Source organism: Chromobacterium violaceum ATCC 12472 (genome assembly GCF_000007705.1).
Classification (GTDB): Bacteria; Pseudomonadota; Gammaproteobacteria; order Burkholderiales; family Chromobacteriaceae; genus Chromobacterium; species Chromobacterium violaceum.
Window position 1 is genome coordinate 2140165 of sequence record NC_005085.1, and the last position, 18444, is coordinate 2158608.

At 62.4% G+C, this 18444-nt stretch carries 14 protein-coding genes; 11 read left to right on the forward strand and 3 right to left on the reverse strand.

Annotation, left to right across the window (positions count from 1 at the left end):
- Window positions 1-61: 61 nt before the first annotated feature.
- Together CV_RS23480 and CV_RS09605 are read right to left on the reverse strand one after the other, a co-directional pair.
- Window positions 62-418 (reverse strand): hypothetical protein, encoded by a 357-nt coding sequence (locus tag CV_RS23480; RefSeq protein ID WP_011135518.1) that lies wholly within the window; start codon window positions 416-418, stop codon window positions 62-64.
- A gap of 24 nt (window positions 419-442) precedes the next feature.
- The gene (locus tag CV_RS09605) at window positions 443-2083 is read right to left on the reverse strand and encodes a S53 family peptidase (protein WP_043595957.1); all 1641 of its coding nucleotides are present in this window, start codon (window positions 2081-2083) and stop codon (window positions 443-445) included.
- A 730-nt stretch (window positions 2084-2813) separates the two neighbouring features.
- Here CV_RS09605 and CV_RS09610 point away from each other — a divergent pair.
- The 7 genes from CV_RS09610 (at window position 2814) to CV_RS09640 (ending at window position 12194) form a co-directional block, all read left to right on the forward strand.
- The gene (locus CV_RS09610; RefSeq protein WP_043595960.1) at window positions 2814-5363 is read left to right on the forward strand and encodes a TonB-dependent receptor; all 2550 of its coding nucleotides are present in this window, start codon (window positions 2814-2816) and stop codon (window positions 5361-5363) included.
- Window positions 5364-5519: 156 nt separating this feature from the next.
- Window positions 5520-6170, forward strand: a complete 651-nt coding sequence (locus tag CV_RS09615; RefSeq protein ID WP_011135522.1) for a hypothetical protein — start codon at window positions 5520-5522, stop codon at window positions 6168-6170.
- Window positions 6171-6209: 39 nt separating this feature from the next.
- The gene (locus CV_RS09620; RefSeq protein WP_011135523.1) at window positions 6210-6956 is read left to right on the forward strand and encodes a MotA/TolQ/ExbB proton channel family protein; all 747 of its coding nucleotides are present in this window, start codon (window positions 6210-6212) and stop codon (window positions 6954-6956) included.
- A 6-nt stretch (window positions 6957-6962) separates the two neighbouring features.
- Complete coding sequence (locus CV_RS09625; RefSeq protein ID WP_011135524.1) at window positions 6963-7406, forward strand: ExbD/TolR family protein; 444 nt, start codon at window positions 6963-6965, stop codon at window positions 7404-7406.
- 10 nt (window positions 7407-7416) lie between these two features.
- Window positions 7417-7839 (forward strand): ExbD/TolR family protein, encoded by a 423-nt coding sequence (locus CV_RS09630; protein ID WP_011135525.1) that lies wholly within the window; start codon window positions 7417-7419, stop codon window positions 7837-7839.
- Between the two features lie 118 nt (window positions 7840-7957).
- The gene (locus CV_RS09635) at window positions 7958-9064 is read left to right on the forward strand and encodes an efflux RND transporter periplasmic adaptor subunit (RefSeq protein WP_043595963.1); all 1107 of its coding nucleotides are present in this window, start codon (window positions 7958-7960) and stop codon (window positions 9062-9064) included.
- A gap of 10 nt (window positions 9065-9074) precedes the next feature.
- On the forward strand, window positions 9075-12194 hold the full coding sequence (locus CV_RS09640; protein ID WP_011135527.1) for an efflux RND transporter permease subunit: 3120 nt from the start codon (window positions 9075-9077) through the stop codon (window positions 12192-12194).
- A gap of 51 nt (window positions 12195-12245) precedes the next feature.
- Here CV_RS09640 and CV_RS09645 read toward each other — a convergent pair whose 3' ends face one another.
- On the reverse strand, window positions 12246-12611 hold the full coding sequence (locus tag CV_RS09645; protein WP_011135528.1) for a hypothetical protein: 366 nt from the start codon (window positions 12609-12611) through the stop codon (window positions 12246-12248).
- A gap of 246 nt (window positions 12612-12857) precedes the next feature.
- On the opposite strand from CV_RS09645, the gene CV_RS09650 reads away from it, so the two are divergent.
- Genes CV_RS09650 through CV_RS09665 form a run of 4 tightly spaced genes read left to right on the forward strand, consistent with a single transcriptional unit; the run spans window position 12858 to window position 18397 of the window.
- Complete coding sequence (locus CV_RS09650; RefSeq protein ID WP_011135529.1) at window positions 12858-14636, forward strand: ABC transporter substrate-binding protein; 1779 nt, start codon at window positions 12858-12860, stop codon at window positions 14634-14636.
- Window positions 14637-14658: 22 nt separating this feature from the next.
- Window positions 14659-15597 carry an ABC transporter permease gene (locus CV_RS09655; RefSeq protein ID WP_011135530.1) on the forward strand — a complete coding sequence of 313 codons (939 nt, stop codon included), beginning with the start codon at window positions 14659-14661 and terminating at the stop codon, window positions 15595-15597.
- A gap of 16 nt (window positions 15598-15613) precedes the next feature.
- Window positions 15614-16672 (forward strand): ABC transporter permease, encoded by a 1059-nt coding sequence (locus CV_RS09660; protein ID WP_011135531.1) that lies wholly within the window; start codon window positions 15614-15616, stop codon window positions 16670-16672.
- A 21-nt stretch (window positions 16673-16693) separates the two neighbouring features.
- Window positions 16694-18397, forward strand: coding sequence for an ABC transporter ATP-binding protein (locus tag CV_RS09665; protein WP_043595965.1), 1704 nt, complete (start codon window positions 16694-16696; stop codon window positions 18395-18397).
- Window positions 18398-18444 lie beyond the last annotated feature (47 nt).

An 18444-nucleotide genomic window follows, 5' to 3' on the forward strand; every position in this document is an offset into this window, starting at 1 on the left:
GGACTGTCCAGTCCAAGGTGGCCCTGTTGCGCCCGGCCAGGCTGACGGCGATGCGCACGAGCTAGCCGCTGGTTGCTTCTCCCTCGTCGCAGGCGGTGGGAATCAGCCGCAGGGTCGGATAAGCCTGGGTGCGGGTGGCAGCCCAGCCGGCGGCGTTTGCCGAAAGGCTGGCCAGGCTGAAGAGCGGCAGGAAAATCGATTGATGGGTCCGCATATCATTTTTTTCTCTGAAGCCGCGCATCGTCCCCTTGTGAGCCAGACACGGCGTGCGCGTGCTTTCTCGATAATGGGTCGCTTTTTCATTGTAAAGATTTAGTTGATTTATTTTTAATTTAATTCTATCAATTGAAAAGGCAGTGCGCAGATGCGCTTTTGTGAGGGAAAAGCTGAAAAGCCCCGGTTGCCCGGGGCTTTTCACGTTACGGCTTGATACCTTCAGCGCTTAGAAGCCGGAGTGGCTGTTGATGAAGGTGTTCAGGTTGGCGACGTTCAGGCTGCCCCAGCCGGTGGCGTAGTCCCAGCTGGCGGTGGCTTTGTAACCGCCGTTGTTGCCGCTGGTCACGTCGTGGTACAGCGAGGGGTTGGCTTTGAAGTACTGATAGATGGCCGGGTTCGGCGATACCAGGCTGTTGCCGTGAGCGGACTGGATGCGCGCCCAGAAGCCGGTGAACAGCGGAGCAGCCAGGCTGGTGCCGCCGATTTGCTGATTGCTGCCGTTCACGATCACCAGCGCGCCGCTGTTCGGGTCAGCGTCGAACGACACGTCCGGCACGCCGCGCTTGGTCTTGGACGTGGTCAGCACGCCGGCCTTGGTTTGCCAAGACGGAGCCGCTTCGACGACGCTCGGGCCGCCGCCGGTGCCGTTCCAGACGGTTTCCGACGAGTACTTGGTGGTGCCGCTGGTGTTCACCGTGGTGCCGCCGATGGCGATCACGTAGGGCGAAGTGGCCGGGTAGCTTTGGCCTGAGGTGCTGCCGCATTCGGCGGAGCCGGAGTCGCCGGTGGAAACCGAGAAGGTCTGGCCCTGAGCCACCGCGGTCTGGAAGATCTGATCGTCGGAGGCGATGGTGCCATCGCTTTGCGCGTAACGTTCGCATTCGCCCAGGGACACATTGATCACCTTGGCCGAACCGTCGCTGACGGCCGAGTTGTAGGCGGCGGTGATGTCGGCGTTGGTCATCGAGGTGGCGACGTAGAAGTTCATCTGCTGCAGCGCGCCGCCGGCGGCCGCGAGGATGTCCTGGCTGTCCAGGTTCCATTCGCCCACGCCATCGGTGTCGGACGAGGCGTCGCCGGCGTTGATCACGTTGGTCTGCACATAGCTGTAGCCGGCGGAGTCTTCAAACTGCTGCAGGTCTTGCAGGGTTTGGGTCAGGTCGCCTTCGGCGATGATGCCGACGGTGGTGTTGCTGGCCGGGGGCAGGCTGCTGGCGTTGTAGATCAGCGGGAAGTCGGTCGGGTTGTGGCCGATCACGCTGTTGGTCTTGGCCGAGGCCAGGGTTTGCACGCCGCTCTTGCGCAGGGTGGTGTGGAAGGTATGGACGTTCTGCAGGCCGTGAACGGCCAGAACGGTATCGCCCAGCGACTGCGGCACTTGAGCGGCGGTCACGTTGGCGAACGCCGAGCGGCCGTTGACGTTGAAGTGATGCAGGGTGGCGTTGAACGCGGTCTTGGCGGTGGCGGCGCTGCCTTCGGCGGTGATCAACATGCGGTTCGGAGCGACCTTGATGTTACGGAAGCCGCTCTTTTGCAGGTGGGACACTACTTTTTGCACTTGGGCCTGGGTCGGAGCGTACTGGGCCATGAATTCGGAATGGCTCAGCGTTTTGTGGCTGGTGCCAGCCAGCAAGCTGTCGGTCAGGGCGTCAAGCTGGGCCTTGTTGCGCAGTTTCAGCGTAACGGTTACATGCACGGACTGACCGGCAGCGAGCTCGCCCGTGCTCTTGGCGGCGGCGGAGCTGGTCAGGGTGGCGGCCAGCGGGTGAGCCTGGGTGGCGGTGTTGACCCAGCCTTCGGCTGCTTGTGCGCCGGCGGCGAATACGCCGGCAACGATCAGTGCAATAGCGTGCTGTTTTGCAAACATGCAGTTTCTCCTCTTGCGGTTTAAGTACAGGAAAAAACGATATGTCTTTTCCTGATAGTGGCAGGGCTTGTATTGCGAATTGTGTTCGCGCCCTTGGCCTATGGTTGCCTCCGGATAATTCGAGGCATGTCGTAATTTCATACGACTCTTCCGCAATAGTGCATGTGGAATAAAAATGCCAAATGAATTTAATACAAATTCATACTTTGAGATCTTTATTAATCAATTTCGCAAACATTTACCCTTTTTAGAAGCTTGGCAATGGCCATGAATGACGAAGTAGAGCATTTGCACGATTTTCGGTATTTTTAGGGTTTATTATTGCTCATGCTTGGCATGAGTTTTCGTGAGAGGGAGAGTGAGGGAAAACATGGTCCACGCTATGAACGGCGCAATATAAAGATGATCGGACTGCGTAAATGCAACAAATTAGACATCATTTATCAGCAATGGAAAGTATTTCCTAATTTGTGTTTGTGACAAACAGTGACATTCCATCGTCATTGATGCTGAAATTGCTATGTATTTGCTTGCCTGAATTGTGACGAAGCGTGACTGTCATGAATGCGTTTGTTTGCTCTCTTTTTGAAAGGCAAGACAAAAGTAAATGGCTGTTGACGTTAGTCATTACAAACTTTCACACTCGAATTGCCTTCACTTGGCACGACAAATAGATAAGATCGGCCGCTCACGAGGCGGCAGGCAATACCTCTACATGGGATTTGGAGAAATGATGAACTACAAGAGAAAAACGCTTGCGATAGCGCTGTCGCTGATCGGCAGTGTTGGCTACATGCCCTTGGCGCATGCGGACTCGGATAGCTCCGGCACGCTGGATCGTGTGGAAGTGACCGGATCGAACATCAAACGTTCGATCAGCAAAGAAACCGCAGTTCCGATGACCATCATCAAAACGGATGATCTGGTCAAGCAGGGCCTGACCTCCGTCGAGCAAGTGGTCAACAGCCTGGCCGCCAACCAATCCAGCCAGGGCGCCAATGCGGCGGTCGGCGCATCTACCGGCGGCGCCGCGTATGCCAGCCTGCGTGGCCTGGGCCACCAGTACACCTTGATTCTGCTCGATGGCCGACGCATCGTGAATCAGCCGATGGACGGCACGTCGGTAGATTTGAATGCCATTCCGCTTTCCGTGATTGATCGCGTCGAGGTGGTGCGTGATGGAGCTTCCGCGATCTACGGTACCGATGCGATCGGCGGCGTAATCAACTTCATCACTAAAAAGACCATGACGGGCCTGAATATCGGTGGCGAATTTGTGTCCCCGCAGCGATCCGGAGGCAAGGAGAAAAGCGTCAACATCTCCTATGGCTATGGCGATCTCGGCAAAGATGGATTCAACATCTATGGCGCTTACGATTACCACAAGACCGAAAAGATCATGGCCACCGACCGTGATTTTGCTTCGACGATCACAAGCAGCACCAAGCGCAGCGTCAACAGCTTCCCGGCCAATTACCTGAATTCCAAGGGCGATCTGGTGGCCGCAAACCCGGCTTGTAAACCACCGTACTCGATTCCGGATGGCAGCGGCGCCTGCTCCGAGCTGTATTCCCTTTTCCCGTCCATTCAGCCGGAAATCGAGCAGCAAACCGCCGTGCTGAAGGGGACGACTCGTCTGGGCGATCATGAGTTGTCGCTGCAGTACATGATCACCAAGACCAAAAACACGACCTGGGTGGCACCTACGCCTTTTTCCGGTGATGTCACATCGCCCACCGCGCCGGGGGAAAATCCTGCCAATGGCCCATTCCCGCTCTACGGGCGCTCGGTGCCTGCGGGGGATCGCGTGGACAGCAGCACGGCGACGACCCAGCGTTTGCAGTTTAATGCGGAAGGCTTGATCGCCGGCTGGGATTATCGCGCGGGCCTTGGCCATTCTGAGAGCAAGGTGACGCATGATGTAGTCAGCGGCTACCTGAGCCAGAGCAAGCTGCAAAATGCTTTGAATAATGGTTTCAACCCGGATACCGAAGATCCGGCCGCATGGGCACCATACGCATCCACCGGGCAAATTGAGCAAGCCAAATCCAAACTTGATCAGGCTGATTTCAAGGTGAGCAAGGAAGTGTACCAACTGCCGGCGGGTATGCTTGCGGTGGCGTTGGGCGTAGAGACCCGGCATGAGACTATTGAGCATACTTATAACCATGCAGTGGCATCGGATACGCTCAGCACCGGCTTGACTAAGACGACGGATGGTTCCGGCAGTCGCAATGCGCAAGCTTTGTACGCCGAGATGGACATTCCCGTGATCAAGCACCTGGATGCCAACCTCGCTGTCCGTTACGACCATTACAGCGACTCCGGCAGCTCGGTCAATCCGAAGGTATCCCTGAAGTACCAGCCCATCCCGCAGCTGCTGTTGCGTACTTCGGCCAGCACGGGTTTCCGCGCGCCGTCGCTGTACGACATCAACCAGCCTAACCAGCAGCAACTGACTGCCAAGAACTACACCGACCCGGTATTGTGCCCTGGCGGCGTCGCGCAGCCTGGCGCGGGCTCTAATTCTTGCGTCAAGACTCAGCAGAACCTGTTTGTCGGCGGCAACAAGTCGTTGAATCCGGAAAAATCGTCTTCCCTGTCGTTTGGCATGGTGCTTGAGCCGGTCAAGGATCTGACGACCAGCGTCGATTTCTGGTGGACGAATATCCAGAACACCATCGGCTCCTTGAATGAAGCGACGATTTTTGGCAATCCGAGCAAGTATGGCAATCTGTTCGTGCGAGATGGCAGCAACAACCTGCTGTACGTGATGGATGCCACCCAGAACCTGGGGAATACCAGCGCGGCCGGGGTTGATCTTGGCTTCTCGTACCGCTTCCCGCGCACGGCCATTGGTACCTTCTCCGTCAATCTGGATGGAACCTATATCAGCAAACATATGTTCCAGTACGAGAAAGGCGGCGATTACCATAGCGACCTGGGCGCATACGTGAATGGCGGCCCGACTTTCCGTTGGCAGCACAATCTTTCCTTGAACTGGTCGGAAGGCGCATGGAGCGGGATCCTGGCTCAGGACTACAAGTCCGGTTATACGGACGATGTGGCAACGCACATGGTCAAGCCTTATTCCACCTGGAACCTGTCGGGCAGCTATGCCTGGGACAAGAAGCTGACGCTGACTGTTGGCGTGCGCAATCTCTTCGATCAGCTGCCTCCTTGGAGCAATCAAGGCGATACCACTCCGCAAGGATATGATCCGCGCTTTACCGATGCAGTGGGCCGCGCCTACTTCCTGAAGGCCAATTACAAGATGTAAGCCGCGGGGCATGCGCCCCCGGACGCCGGCTGGCGTCTGGGGGCAATTACGGATTGCGGATGGTCCGTTACAGGAGTTCACTTTGCGGTGTCGGGAATGGGCGGAGGATGCCGGTTCCCGACCCACAGGTGCATGCACGCAGGGAAGGTAATTGCAATGAGCAGTGTTTCCATCAAACGCAACAGCGGAATGCTCAGCCGGCGCTCGGCCGGTCTTGTGGGCGTTGTGGTATTCCATGCCTTGCTGATCTACGCGCTGGTGACCGGTTTGGCCCAGGGGGTGGTCAAGGTGATCCAGCAGAAAGTGGAAGTGTCGGTGATCAGCGAACCGCCGCCGCCGCCACCACCGCCGCCGAAGATCGAGAAAGTGGTGCAGCAGCCGACGGCGCCGAAGCCGCAGGCCTACGTGCCGCCGGTGGTCAATCCGCCGCCGATGGTGCAATCGCAGAACGCGATCCAATCGGTGACGGCCGATCCGACGCCGCAGCCGGCGCCGACGCCGACCCCGGCGGTGGAAGCGCCGAAGGGCCCGGTTTCGGCCAAGGCCAACTGCAGCCATCTGGAAGCGCCGGAGTATCCGAGCAAGGCCCAGGAAGACGAAATCCAGGGCGTGGTGTCGGTGGTGTTCAGCGTGGGCGCCAGCGGCAAGTTCGGCGGCGAGGCCAGCTTCAATTTCAGCGGCGACATTCCGCCGCGCTACCGCAGCAGCTTCAAGTCGGCGATCACGGCCGCACTGCAGGGTTACACCTGCCAGGCCAATTCCCAGCTGAAACAGGAATTCGGCTTCAAACTCGACTCTGGCGCCTAAGTCGCCCAGGGCATCTCAAGACACAAAGGAGCAAATACCATGACCAAGATCACTCGCGCATTTCTGGGCAAAGTCCTGGGCGCAGCCGGCCTGCTGACCGCACTGCCGGCGCTGGCGGCGGAGACCGTCAGCACTTCCAATCCGTACGGCATCGACGCGCTGTGGTCGCAAGGCGACTTCGTGGCGAAGGGCACGCTGATCATTCTGCTGATCATGTCGGCGTCCACCTGGTACGTCGGCATCGTCAAGCTGCTGGAACAACGCCGCCTGATCAAGCAGGGGCATGAACTGCTGGCCCACCACGGCGTGGACCTGCAAAAGGCCGCCAGCGAGCTGGCGGACGAAGGGATGTACAGCGCGGTGGCGCAAGCCGGCATTGAAGCCGCCGCCGAGCACAAGGGCGAGCTGGCCAACCGCGTGGACCTGAATACCTGGGTGGCGATGGCGATTTCGGACGCGGTGGACTCCGCCAGCCATCACATGCAGAACGGTCTGTCGGTGATCGCCACCGTGGGCTCCACCGCGCCGTTCGTCGGCCTGTTCGGCACGGTGTGGGGCATCTACCACGCGCTGGTGAAGATCGGCACTTCGGGCCAGGCTTCCATCGATAAAGTGGCCGGCCCGGTGGGCGAAGCGCTGATCATGACCGCGATCGGCCTGGCGGTGGCGGTGCCGGCGGTGCTGGGATACAACTGGCTGGTGCGGCGCAACAAGCTGGTGCTGGACAACGTGCGCGTGGTGTCGGGCCGTCTGCACGCCAGCCTGCTGAACAACCCGAGCCGGTAATCGAAGATGGCCCGTTACACGCGATTTGGCCACGGCAAGGGCGACGAGGACCAGGTGCTGTCTGCGATCAACACCACGCCGCTGGTGGACGTGATGCTGGTGCTGCTGATCATCTTTCTGATCACGGTGCCGGTGGTGACGCAAACGGTGAAGATGACGCTGCCGAAAGAACAGAACATCCCGACGCAGACCAAGCCGGAGAACGTGGTGCTGGGGGTGGGGCCGGACAGCCGCATCTACTGGAACATGTCGCCGGTGAAGGATCAGCAGGAATTGCTGGCGCGGCTGGTGAAGGAAGCGAAGAAGGATCCGCAGCCGGAAGTGCACATCCGGGGCGACGCGACGGCGCGGTACGCGCCGATCGGCCGCATCGTGCTGGCGGTGCAGCAGGCGGGGATCGTGAAGATCGCGTTCATCACGGAGCCGCCGGCGCCCGGCGGCGGGGAGTAGGAGAAGAGACATGGCGATGAATGTGGGGTCGTCGGGAGAAGACGACCTGATGATGGAGATCAACACCACGCCGCTGATCGACGTGATGTTGGTGATGCTGATCATGCTGATCATCACGATACCGATCCAGACGCACGCGGTGAAGCTGGACATGCCGGTGAACACGCCGTCGAAGGTGCAGGTGAAGCCGGTGGTGGTGCAGATCGACATTGCGCCGGACAACGGGGTGATGTGGAACGGCGAGCGTTTGGCGAACCGCGAGGCGTTGGAGGCGAAGCTGTCGGCGGCGGGGAAGTCGGAGCCGCAGCCGGAGCTGCACATCAAGCCGAACAAGGATGCGAGTTACGCGCCGGTGGCGATGGTGCTGGCGGAGTCGCAGCGTTTGGGTTTGACGAAGCTGGGCATCGTCGGATCGGAACAGTTTGTGCAATGACATTAAAATAAATTCACGGATGTGGCATGATGTCGGACAGGCGGCCAAACGGCCGCCTGTTCCGTAATCGACAACAAGACCGGATGACGCCGCGATGGCCACATCGGAAAACACACATATGAACATACGTCTTTGCCTGTCCGCCCTGTTTCTTCTATCGCTAGCCGCCTGTGGCAAGGGCGGCGCCGAGCATGCGTCCGCTTCCGGCAAGAACGCGTCGGCGCCGGCGGCGCGCCGCTTGTCCGGCGCCGATGTGGTGCGGGCGGAAGTGAGGCCGCTCGCCGCCGCCATTCCGTTCACCGGCTCGCTGAACGCGCTGACCAGCAGCGCGGTGGCGTCCGAGGTCGACGCCAACGTTCGCGAAGTGAAGGTGCGCGAAGGGGAGAGTGTGCGTCGCGGCCAGTTGCTGGCGGTGCTGGACGCCGAGTCGTTGGGGCAGTCGGTGGCGGAGCAGAACGCCCAGCTCGACAACTCCAAGGCGCGGCTGAAGCTGGCCAAGGTCAAGCTGGACAAGCAGCGCGAGCTGTTGGGCAAGGGTTTCATTTCCCAGGTGGCGTTCGACGAGCTGGAAAGCGATTACCGAGTGAAAGAAGGCGAGCTTCGCGCGCAGTCGGCCCAGTTGGCGCGGGCTCAGCGCTCGCTGGCCGATGCCCAGGTGAAATCGCCGATAGACGGCGTGGTCTACGAGCGCAAGATCAATCCGGGCGAAGTGGCCAGCCGCAATATGAAGCTGTTTTCGGTGGCCGACCTGGCGGTGCTGGAGATCGCCGCCACCGTGCCCTCGAGACTGGTGGGGCAGGTCAGGGTGGGCATGCCGGCTTCGTTCAGCGTCGACGGCCGCGACGTCCAAGAGCATGGCGAAGTGGTGCGCATCAATCCGGTGGCCATCCCCGGCACCCGCAGCTTCACGCTGTTCGTGCGGGTGCGGAACACGGACGGGCACTTGAAGGTGGGCCAGTTCGCCAAGGGCGGGGTGGTGGTGCGCGAGGTGAAGGACAAGGTGGTGGTGCCCATCGCCGCGGTGCGCGACATCGACGCCAAGCCCTGGGTGATGGTGGTGGAGAAGGGCCGGTTGGCGAAGCGGCCGGTAACCGTGGAGTTGCGCGCGGAAAACGAGCGCCAGGCCGCGATTGGTGGCGTGGCCGCCGGCGCCAGCGTGATCGTCGGCGAACTGCTGGGCAGCAAGGCGGGCGACCCGGTCAGCCTGCCGGCCCGACTGGGTTGAGGAGAACGTCATGTGGCTGACCCGCGTAAGCGTGCGCAACCCGTATTTCGCCGCAGTATTGATGATGACGCTGATGGTGCTGGGCCTGTTCTCCTGGCAGAAGCTGGCCGTGGAGGAAATGCCCGACGTCCGTCTGCCGATGGCAGTGGTGGAGACGCGCTATACCGGCGCCTCGCCCGAGGTGGTGGAGAGCGAGGTGAGCAAGCCGCTGGAGGAGGCGCTCAACACCGTCAACGGCATCAAGGAAATCCGTTCCTATTCTTCCGAGGGCAGCTCTTTCGTGGTGGCCGAGTTCGAGCTGTCCGTCGACCCCATCGTCGCGGTGCAGAACGTGCGCGACAAGGTGGCGTCGGTGCAGGGGCAGTTCCGCCGCGAGATCGGCACGCCGTCGGTGTCCCAGGTGGACCCCAACGACAAGCCCATGCTGTCGCTGTCGCTGACCTCCAGCCAGACCCGGCCGCGCGAGCTGAGCAGCTGGGCGGAGAACGTGCTGAAGAAGCGGCTGCAGATGGTGGAGGGCGTCGGCGACGTCAGCCTGATCGGCGCGGTGAAACGGGAAATCCGCATCGACATCGATCCGGTGCGGCTGGAAGGCTCCGGCCTGTCGCTGGCCGATGTGGCCGACGCCATCAAGGCCGCCAACCAGGATTTCCCGGCCGGCAACGTGTCCACCGCGCACAAGGAGTGGGCGATCCGGGTGTCCGGCAAGCTGAAGTCCGCCGACGACTTCGCCGCGCTGGCTGTCGGCTATCGCAACGGCACGCCGATCCGGCTGGACGACATCGCGGCGGTGGCGGACACCCAGGCGGAACAGGACAGCGTGTCGCTGGTCAATGGTCAGCCCGGCCTGGGCGTGGACGTCAAGGCCGCGCGCGGTGCCAACGAGGTGGCGGTGGCCGCCGGGGTCAAGAAACTGCTGACCGAACTGAAGCCGCAGATGCCGGCCGGTACCGAGCTGCGCTACACCTATGATTCCGCCGAGGACGTGAAGAAGGCGCTGAGCAGCGTGGAGTCGATGCTGCTGGAAGGCGCGGGGCTGACCATCCTGATCGTGTTCCTGTTCCTGGGCAGCTGGCGCAGCACGGTGATCACCGGCTTGACGCTGCCGGTGGCGCTGGTGGGCACGCTGTTCGCGATGCAGTTGATGGGCTTCACGCTGAACATGCTGACGCTGTTGGCGCTGTCGCTGTCCATCGGCCTGCTGATCGACGACGCCATCGTGGTGCGGGAAAACATCGTCCGCCACGCCGCGCTTGGCAAGAGCCATTACCAGGCCGCGCTGGACGGCACCAATGAGATCGGCCTGGCGGTGCTGGCCACCACGCTGACCGTGGTGGCGGTGTTCCTGCCGGTGGGCTTCATGAGCGGCATCATCGGCCGCTTCTTCCATCAGTTCGGCCTCACCGTCGCGGTGGCGGTGCTGATCTCGATGTTCGTCAGCTTCTCGCTGGACCCGATGCTGTCGTCGATCTGGCACGACCCCCACCACCACGGCGATCGCCACTGCGGCCCGCTGGGTCGGATGCTGGACTGGTTCGAAACCTCGCTGGACCGCCTGTCCGAGCGCTACGCGGCAGTGATCCGCTGGGTGCTCGGCCATCGCAAGACCACATTGGCGCTGGCGCTGGGCGTGACCGTGGCCAGCTTCATGCTGGTGCCCAGGATAGGCGGCGAATTCGTGCCGGTGCGCGACAGCGGCAAGATCAACGTGGTGTACCAGACCGCGTCGGGCTCCTCGCTGGAATACACGACGCTGAAGGGCAAGGAACTGGCGGCCGCGCTGTCCGGCATCAAGGAAATCCAGACCGTGTCGCTGGATGTCGGCGCCGGCAACTTCGGGGCCGGCAAGAACGACGGCCAGCTGACGCTGGACATCGGCGACAAGCGCTCGCGCCAGCGCAGCCTGGACCAGGTCATCGCCGACGCCCGCAAGCGGGTGCAGCCGGTGGCCGGCGTGCTGATCAAGGCGGTGGCCAACGACGAGCAGCAGGGCAAGCCCATCTTCATCGGCCTGCGCGGCTCCAATCTGGCCGAGCTGGACGCGGTGTCGCGCGACATCATGGCCCGCATCGCCAAGGTGAAGGGCGTCAAGGACATCGAGTCCAACCTGACCGAAGGCGATCCGTCGCTTAGCCTGACGCTGAAGCGCGACGCGGCGCTGAGCCTGGGCGTGGATCTCAACCGGGTGGGCAACCTGCTGTCCATGTTGCTGGCCGGCAATGTGGTGACGACCTGGGAGGCGCCGGACGGCGAGAATTACGACGTGCGGCTCCGGGTGCCGAAGGACGAGCGCCGCCAGGAGCTGCTGGACCAGCTGAAGGTGGCCGGCAACCGCGACGAAAACGGCGCGGCGCAGATGGTGCCGCTGTCCACGCTGATCGAGACCCGGCAGGGCGTCAGCCCGCGCCAGATCAAGCGCACCAATATGATGCGCGAGATCAGCATCCTGGCCAATGTGGAGGGCCGCGACGTCGGCTCGGCGATGGCCGACATCGACAAGCTGCTGGACGGCACCCAGCTGCCGCAGGGCGTGCAGCGCATGCACCGCGGCCAGCAGAAGGACATGGAGGAAACCGTGGGCAACGCGCTGCGCGCGCTGGGCCTGGGCGTGATCTTCATCTACCTGATCCTGGCCGCGCAGTTCCGCAGCTTCACCATGCCGGTAACCATCATGGTGGCGTTGCCGCTGGCTTTCGGCGGCGTGTTCGTTGCGCTGTTCCTGTGGGGCTCCACGCTGAACATGTTCTCCATCATCGGCATCATCATGCTGATGGGCCTGGTGGCCAAGAACGGCATTCTGCTGGTGGACTTCATCAATCGCGCCCGCCAGGACGGCATGGCCCGGGAAGACGCCATCGTCGAGGCGGGCAGGGTGCGGCTGCGCCCCATCATGATGACCAGCCTGGCGATGATCTTCGGCATGCTGCCATTGGCGCTGGGCACCGGCGACGGTTCGGAGACCAATCGGCCGATGGCACACGCCATCATCGGCGGTCTGGCCACTTCCACGCTGTTGACCCTGCTGGTGGTGCCGGTGGTGTACACCTATCTGGACGGCCTGCGCGTCCGCATCCGCCGCCTGCTCGGCGGCCGCCGCGCGCTGGGCCTGAGCGAGGCCGGGGGCAAATAGACAAGGAGCCGGCAATCGCCGGCTCCTGTCATGTGGAACATCGACGGGGCCTTACTTGCGGGTCGGCGCGACGCAGTCGTTGCCGTCGAAGCTGACCGACAAGACGGTGTGGTCGCGCGGATCGACGACGAAGTTGGTGGTGCAGCTGTAGTAGACCGATCCGCCGCCGCTGACGCTCCACGGGTAGTAGAAGCCGTTGCCCTGTATCGGCATTTCCTGGCTGTAGGCGGTGCGGTAGGTGTAGAGCAGCTTGCCGTTGGGCATGGTCATCTGGGCGGTAGGCGCGCCCCAGGTTGCCAGCAGTTCGTTGGCGTCGCGCCCCTGCCAGGCGTAGACCTTTTGCGCGTAGCCCTGTTGGGTGGCGCAGCCGGCCAGCAGCAGCGCGGCCAGCGCGAGCATGAATGTTGCGGATTTCATAGCGCTCTCCTTGCGGCGGCGCGGGCCTGTCGGGATTGCGCGGCCGCGGCGGACATGGGTTTGTTGTTTATTTAACGATGATGTCATCTTGTCGGTGTGTCAATCGTTAAGGTGTGGGCGATATCGGCTTTGTGTTAACAAGATTGAGCCTGCGCGGCCGCGGACGCCAAGCGGCCGGCCGCGATAGAAAATCGACCATCCCGATGCGGACTGGTTCCGATTAGAAAAATAGAGGAGAAAACGTCTATGTGCCTGAGAAAGCCCCTGGTGGCGGCACTGATGGTCTGGGGGAGCGTGACGCCGCTGCATGCGGCCGCCGCGGAGAAGGTGCTGCATGTGGCGTTCAGCGCGCCGGAGACCGGATTTGATCCGGCCAAGATATCCGACATCTATTCGTCCGCGGTGATCGAGCACATCTACGATCCCTTGCTGACTTTTGACTACCTGTCCCGCCCGGTGAAGGTGGTGCCCAATGTGACCACGGCGATGCCGACGGTCAGCGCCGACGGTCTGACTTACACTTTCCATTTGAAGAAGGGCATTTATTTCGCGCCTGACCCGGCGTTCAAGGGCAAGAAGCGCGAACTGACCGCCGCCGATTACGTGTACTCGATCAAGCGCCTGTCCGATCCGACGGTGGCTTCGCCGCTCAGCGATACCTTCACCGACAAGCTGGCGGGCTTGGCTGAGCTGGTGAAGAAAGCGGGCAAGGGCAAACTGGACTACGACACGGTGGTGGAAGGCGTGAAGACGCTGGACCGCTACACCTTGCAGCTCAAGTTCAAGCAGCCATTCCCATCCCTGCCTTTCCTGCTGGCCGGCAGCTGGGTGGAGGGACAGGCGCGGGAAGTGGTCGATGCCTATGGCGACAATACCAATGCCCACCCGGTCGGCACCGGGCCTTATGTTTTGAAGGACTGGAAGCCGGGCAACAGCATGACGCTGGTGCGCAATCCCAATTTCCGCCGAGAGGTCTTCCATTATGGCGCGGCCGCCGATGCCGGCGATCAACGGATCGCCGCGCGGATGAACGGCAAGCGCTATCCGCAGATAGACCGGATCGAGGTGTCGGTGATCCAGGAGGAACAGCCGGCCTGGCTGGCCTTCAAGAGTGGGGAGTTGGATCTCGTAGGCATTCCTCAGCCTTTGATCCGGCAAGTCCTGCGGCTGGACCCCAAGAATCCCTGGCGCGCGGAGCTGAAGCCGGAACTGAAAAACAAGGGCGTTCAGCTTAGCCGCGAGCTGGGCGAGGAGGTCACCTTCTACGCGTTCAATATGAAGGACCCGGTCGTCGGCGGGTACGGCAAGGACAAGATCGCGCTGCGCCGCGCGATTTCCATGGCTTTCGACACCAACGAAACGATACGCGACATCCGCCGCAACCAGGCGGTGCAGGTGCAGTACATCGTGCCGCCCAACGTGGCCGGGCACAATCCCGATTTCCGCGCCGCCTATCCTTACAACCCGCCCTTGGCCAATGCCTTGCTGGACCAGTTCGGCTACAAGATCGGCGCCGACGGCTACCGCCATGCTCCGGACGGCAAGCCCGTCGTCGTCGATTTCCTGACCGGCCCCACCGCCATCGACAAGCAGTGGAACGAGTATTGGCAGAAGGCCTTCGACCGCATCAAGGTGAAGGTGAATTTCCGCGTGATGCAGTGGAACGAGCAGGTGAAGGCGCAGCGCGACTGCAAGTTCGGCATGAACGGCGGCGCCTGGAGCGCGGATTACCCCGACGGCGACAACTTCACGCAACTGCTGTACGGCGGCAATGTCGGCAACTCCAACAACGCCTGCTACCAGTCCCCGCGCTACGACAAGCTCTACGAACAGTCGCGCCTGCTGCCGGACGGACCGGAGCGCAACCGCCTGTACGACCAGATGAACAAGATCGTGGCCGGCGACACGCCGTGGATGTTCAGCGACATTCGTTTCACCAACGCGCTGGCGCAGCCGTGGGTGAGGGGGTTCAAGCACCACCCCAACTTCAATGCCATCTGGCGTTTCCTGGACGTAGAAAAATAAGCGGGGAGCGAGGAGAATCATCATGTCCGCATTCATCATCCGCCGGCTGCTGCAAATGATCCCGACCCTGTTCGGGGTGATGCTGCTGGTATTCATCCTGTTCACGCTGGTGGGCGGCGATCCGTCGCTGGTGCTGGCCGGCAAGCATTTCTCGGCCGAGGTGCTGGCGCACATCCGCGCCCAATTGGGTCTGGACAAGAGCCTGCCGGAACAATTTCTGTTGTTTGTCCATCAAGTGCTGACGCTGGACTTCGGCACTTCCTGGTCCACCCAGCAGCCGGTGTCCGACATCATCGGCAGCCGCGTCGGGCCGTCGCTGACGCTGACCGGCGCCATGCTGGTGGTCGATCTGCTGGTCGCCATTCCATTGGCGGCGCTGGTCGCGTACTTCCGCGGCGGCCTGACCGATCACATCGTCACCATTTCCTGCACCGTGGCCATGTCCATCAGCGCGCTGATCTACATCATCGCCGGCCAGTTTTTCCTCGGCTTCAAGCTGGGCTGGTTTCCGGTGCGCGGCTGGGGGGATTCGTTCTGGGTCAATCTATTCGTCTACGTGCCGCTGCCCTTGCTGCTGGGCTTGATGGTGTCGCTCGGACCGGACATCCGTTTCTATCGCAGCTTCTTCGTCGAGGAACTGGGCCAGGACTATGTGCGCACCGCGCGGGCCAAAGGTTTGTCCGAACGCCAGATCATGCTGAAGCACGTGCTGCGCAACGCGCTGATTCCGGTGGTGACCAGCGTGATGATGTCCTTGCCGTACATGTTGCTGGGCGCGCTGGTGCTGGAGAGCTTCTTCGGCATTCCCGGCATGGGCAACGAGGTGGTGCAGGCGGTGAACAAGAGCGATTTCCCGGTGATCAAGGCCATCACCATCTATATCGCCATCGCCACCATGGTGTTCAACCTGTTGGGCGACCTGGTCTACAAGTGGATCGATCCGCGCGTGCAACTGAAGTAAGCGGAGGAGAACAATCATGACGACATTGCAGAATACCGCCGGCGCCGCGCCGGCCGCGCCGTCCCGCAGCCTGTGGGGCCTGGGATGGCAGCGCCTGAAGCGCAATAAGGTGGGTTTTATTTCGATGTGGATCGTGCTGGCCTATCTGCTGGTCTCGATCGGCGGCTGGTTCAATCTGGTGGGGGCGCACTGGACGGACGAGGTGGGTGTCCCTTATGCGCCGCCAAGCTGGGTCAATGAGTCCCCGGACGATGTGTTGCCGCCGGAGCCGACGGCTAAGGCCGCTGCCGCGCCCACTGTCGAACTGAGCCGCGCCGAGGATCCGATCGGCAAGCAGCTGTCCGAGGCGGAGAAGCATGTCGGCGAATACGCCGACCACACGCCGCCGCGGCAGGAGCGACTGCCGTTCGGCGGCGATCTGCAGGGCCGGGACGTGATCCAGAAAGCGTTGAAGGGCACGTCCACGTCCATCTTCGTCGGTGTGTTCGGCGCGGTGTTTTCTCTGCTGATCGGCTGCGCGCTGGGCGCGGTGTCCGGCTATTTCGGCGGCAAGACCGACGATTTCCTCAACTGGTTCTACAGCGTGTTCACTTCGGTGCCTGACATGCTGCTGCTGCTGTCCTTCGCCGCGGTGTCCGGCCGCGGCATCACCACCATCATTTCGGTGATGGCGCTGACCAGCTGGACCGGCACCTACCGCCTGGTGCGCGCCGAGTACCTGAAGCTGAAAGGCCGCGAGTACGTGCAGGCGGCGGACGCCATCGGCGCCGGCAGCAGCCGGAAAATGTTTGTCCATATCCTGCCCAACCTCTCCCACCTGCTGCTGGTGCAGTTCTCCTTGCTGACGGTGGCGCTGATCAAGTACGAGGCCATTCTGTCCTTCCTCGGCTTCGGCGTCGGCGTGCGCGAAGTGAGCCTGGGTTCGATGCTGGCCGAAGCGCCGACCGAGCTGATCCAGGGCTACTGGTGGCAGATGCTGGCGGTGACCATCGCCATGTCGGTGCTGGTGACGGCGTTCAGCCTGCTGGTGGATGCTTTGCGCGACGCGCTGGACCCGCGCGCGGCGGCCAAGTGAGCGGGATGAGGAGAAATGGATATGAGCGATAACAAAACCCTGCTTTCGGTCCGCAACCTGCGGGTGCGTTTCCGCCAGGAGGACGGCGGCCGCTTCGAGGCGCTGAAGGGCGTCAGTTTCGACATTCCGGCGCACCGCACGGTGGCGCTGGTCGGCGAATCGGGTTCCGGCAAATCGGTGACGTCGATGGCCATCATGCAGCTGCTGCCGCCGCAATCGAGCGAGATCGATCCGGCGTCGGAGCTGCGCTTCGACGGCCGCGACCTGCTGAAGCTGAGCGCGGCGGAGCTGCGCCGGCTGCGCGGCAAGGACATCGCGATGATCTTCCAGGAGCCGATGAGCTCTTTGAACCCGGTGTTCACCGTCGGCGAGCAGATCGTCGAGACGCTGACGCTGCACGCCGGGCTGAGCCGGAGCGCGGCGTGGAAGCGGGCGGTGGAGCTGCTGCGCGAGGTGGGTCTGCCGGAGCCGGAGAAGCGGGTGAAGAGCTACCCGCACGAACTGTCCGGCGGCCAGCAGCAGCGGGTGATGATCGCCATCGCCATCGCCTGCGAGCCCAAGCTCTTGATCGCCGACGAGCCGACCACCGCGCTGGATGTCACGATTCAGAAGCAGATCCTGCAGCTGATCGCCGATCTGCAGAAGAAGCACGGCATGTCGGTGCTGTTCATCACCCACGACCTGGGGGTGGTGGGCGAGTTCGCCGACGAGGTGATCGTGATGCGCCACGGCGTGATCCGCGAGCAGGGCACGGTGAAGCAGATCTTCGAAGATCCGCAGGACGCCTACACCAAGGCGCTGCTGTCGTGCCGGCCGCACCTGGACCGCCGCCCGGAGCGGCTGGCGGTGATCGACGACTTCCTGCAGCCGGGCGGCTACGTGGAGCCGGCGGAGCGGACGCGCGGCTACGCGGCGGGCGACGAGATCATTCTGGACGTGCAGGGGCTGTGCAAGAGCTTCGACATCCGCGAAGGCCTGTTCGGCAAGCGCCAGTTCCACGCGGTGCGGGACGTGTCGTTCAAGCTGGCGCGCGGCAAGACGCTGGGCATCGTCGGCGAGTCGGGCTCGGGCAAGACCACGGTGGGGCTGACGCTGGTGCGGCTGCACCAGGCGACGGCGGGCAAGGCCTTGTTCCACGGCCAGGACCTGATCGGCATGAGCGCCAAGGCCTTCCACGCCTACAAGAAGCGGATCCAGATCATCTTCCAGAACCCGTACGCGTCGCTGAACCCGCGCTTCACGGTGGAGCAGATCCTGACCGAGCCGATGCTGCTGCACGGCATTGGCCAGGACGCCGGCCAGCGGCGCCGGCTGGCGCAGGACCTGCTGGACAAGGTGGGGCTGCCGGCGGGCGCGCTGGCCAAGTACCCGCACGAGTTCTCCGGCGGCCAGCGGCAGCGGATCGCGATCGCGCGCTGCCTGACCTTGAAGCCGGAAGTGCTGATCTGCGACGAATCGGTGTCGGCGCTGGACGTGTCGGTGCAGGCGCAGGTGCTGAACCTGCTGCAGGACCTGCAGGACGAGTACAAGCTGTCCTACCTGTTCATTTCGCACGATCTGGCGGTGGTGAAGCACATCTCGGACCAGGTGCTGGTGATGAACAAGGGCCAGGTGGTGGAGCAGGCGGACGCGGACGTGATCTACCGCGAGCCGAAGGACGGCTACACCAAGAAGCTGCTGGGGGCGATCCCGCAGGGGTGGAACCCGGCTCTGGCGCTGGCGTAGCGTTTCGGACGCCGCGATAGGACAAGCCGGCCCGGGCGGGCCGGTTT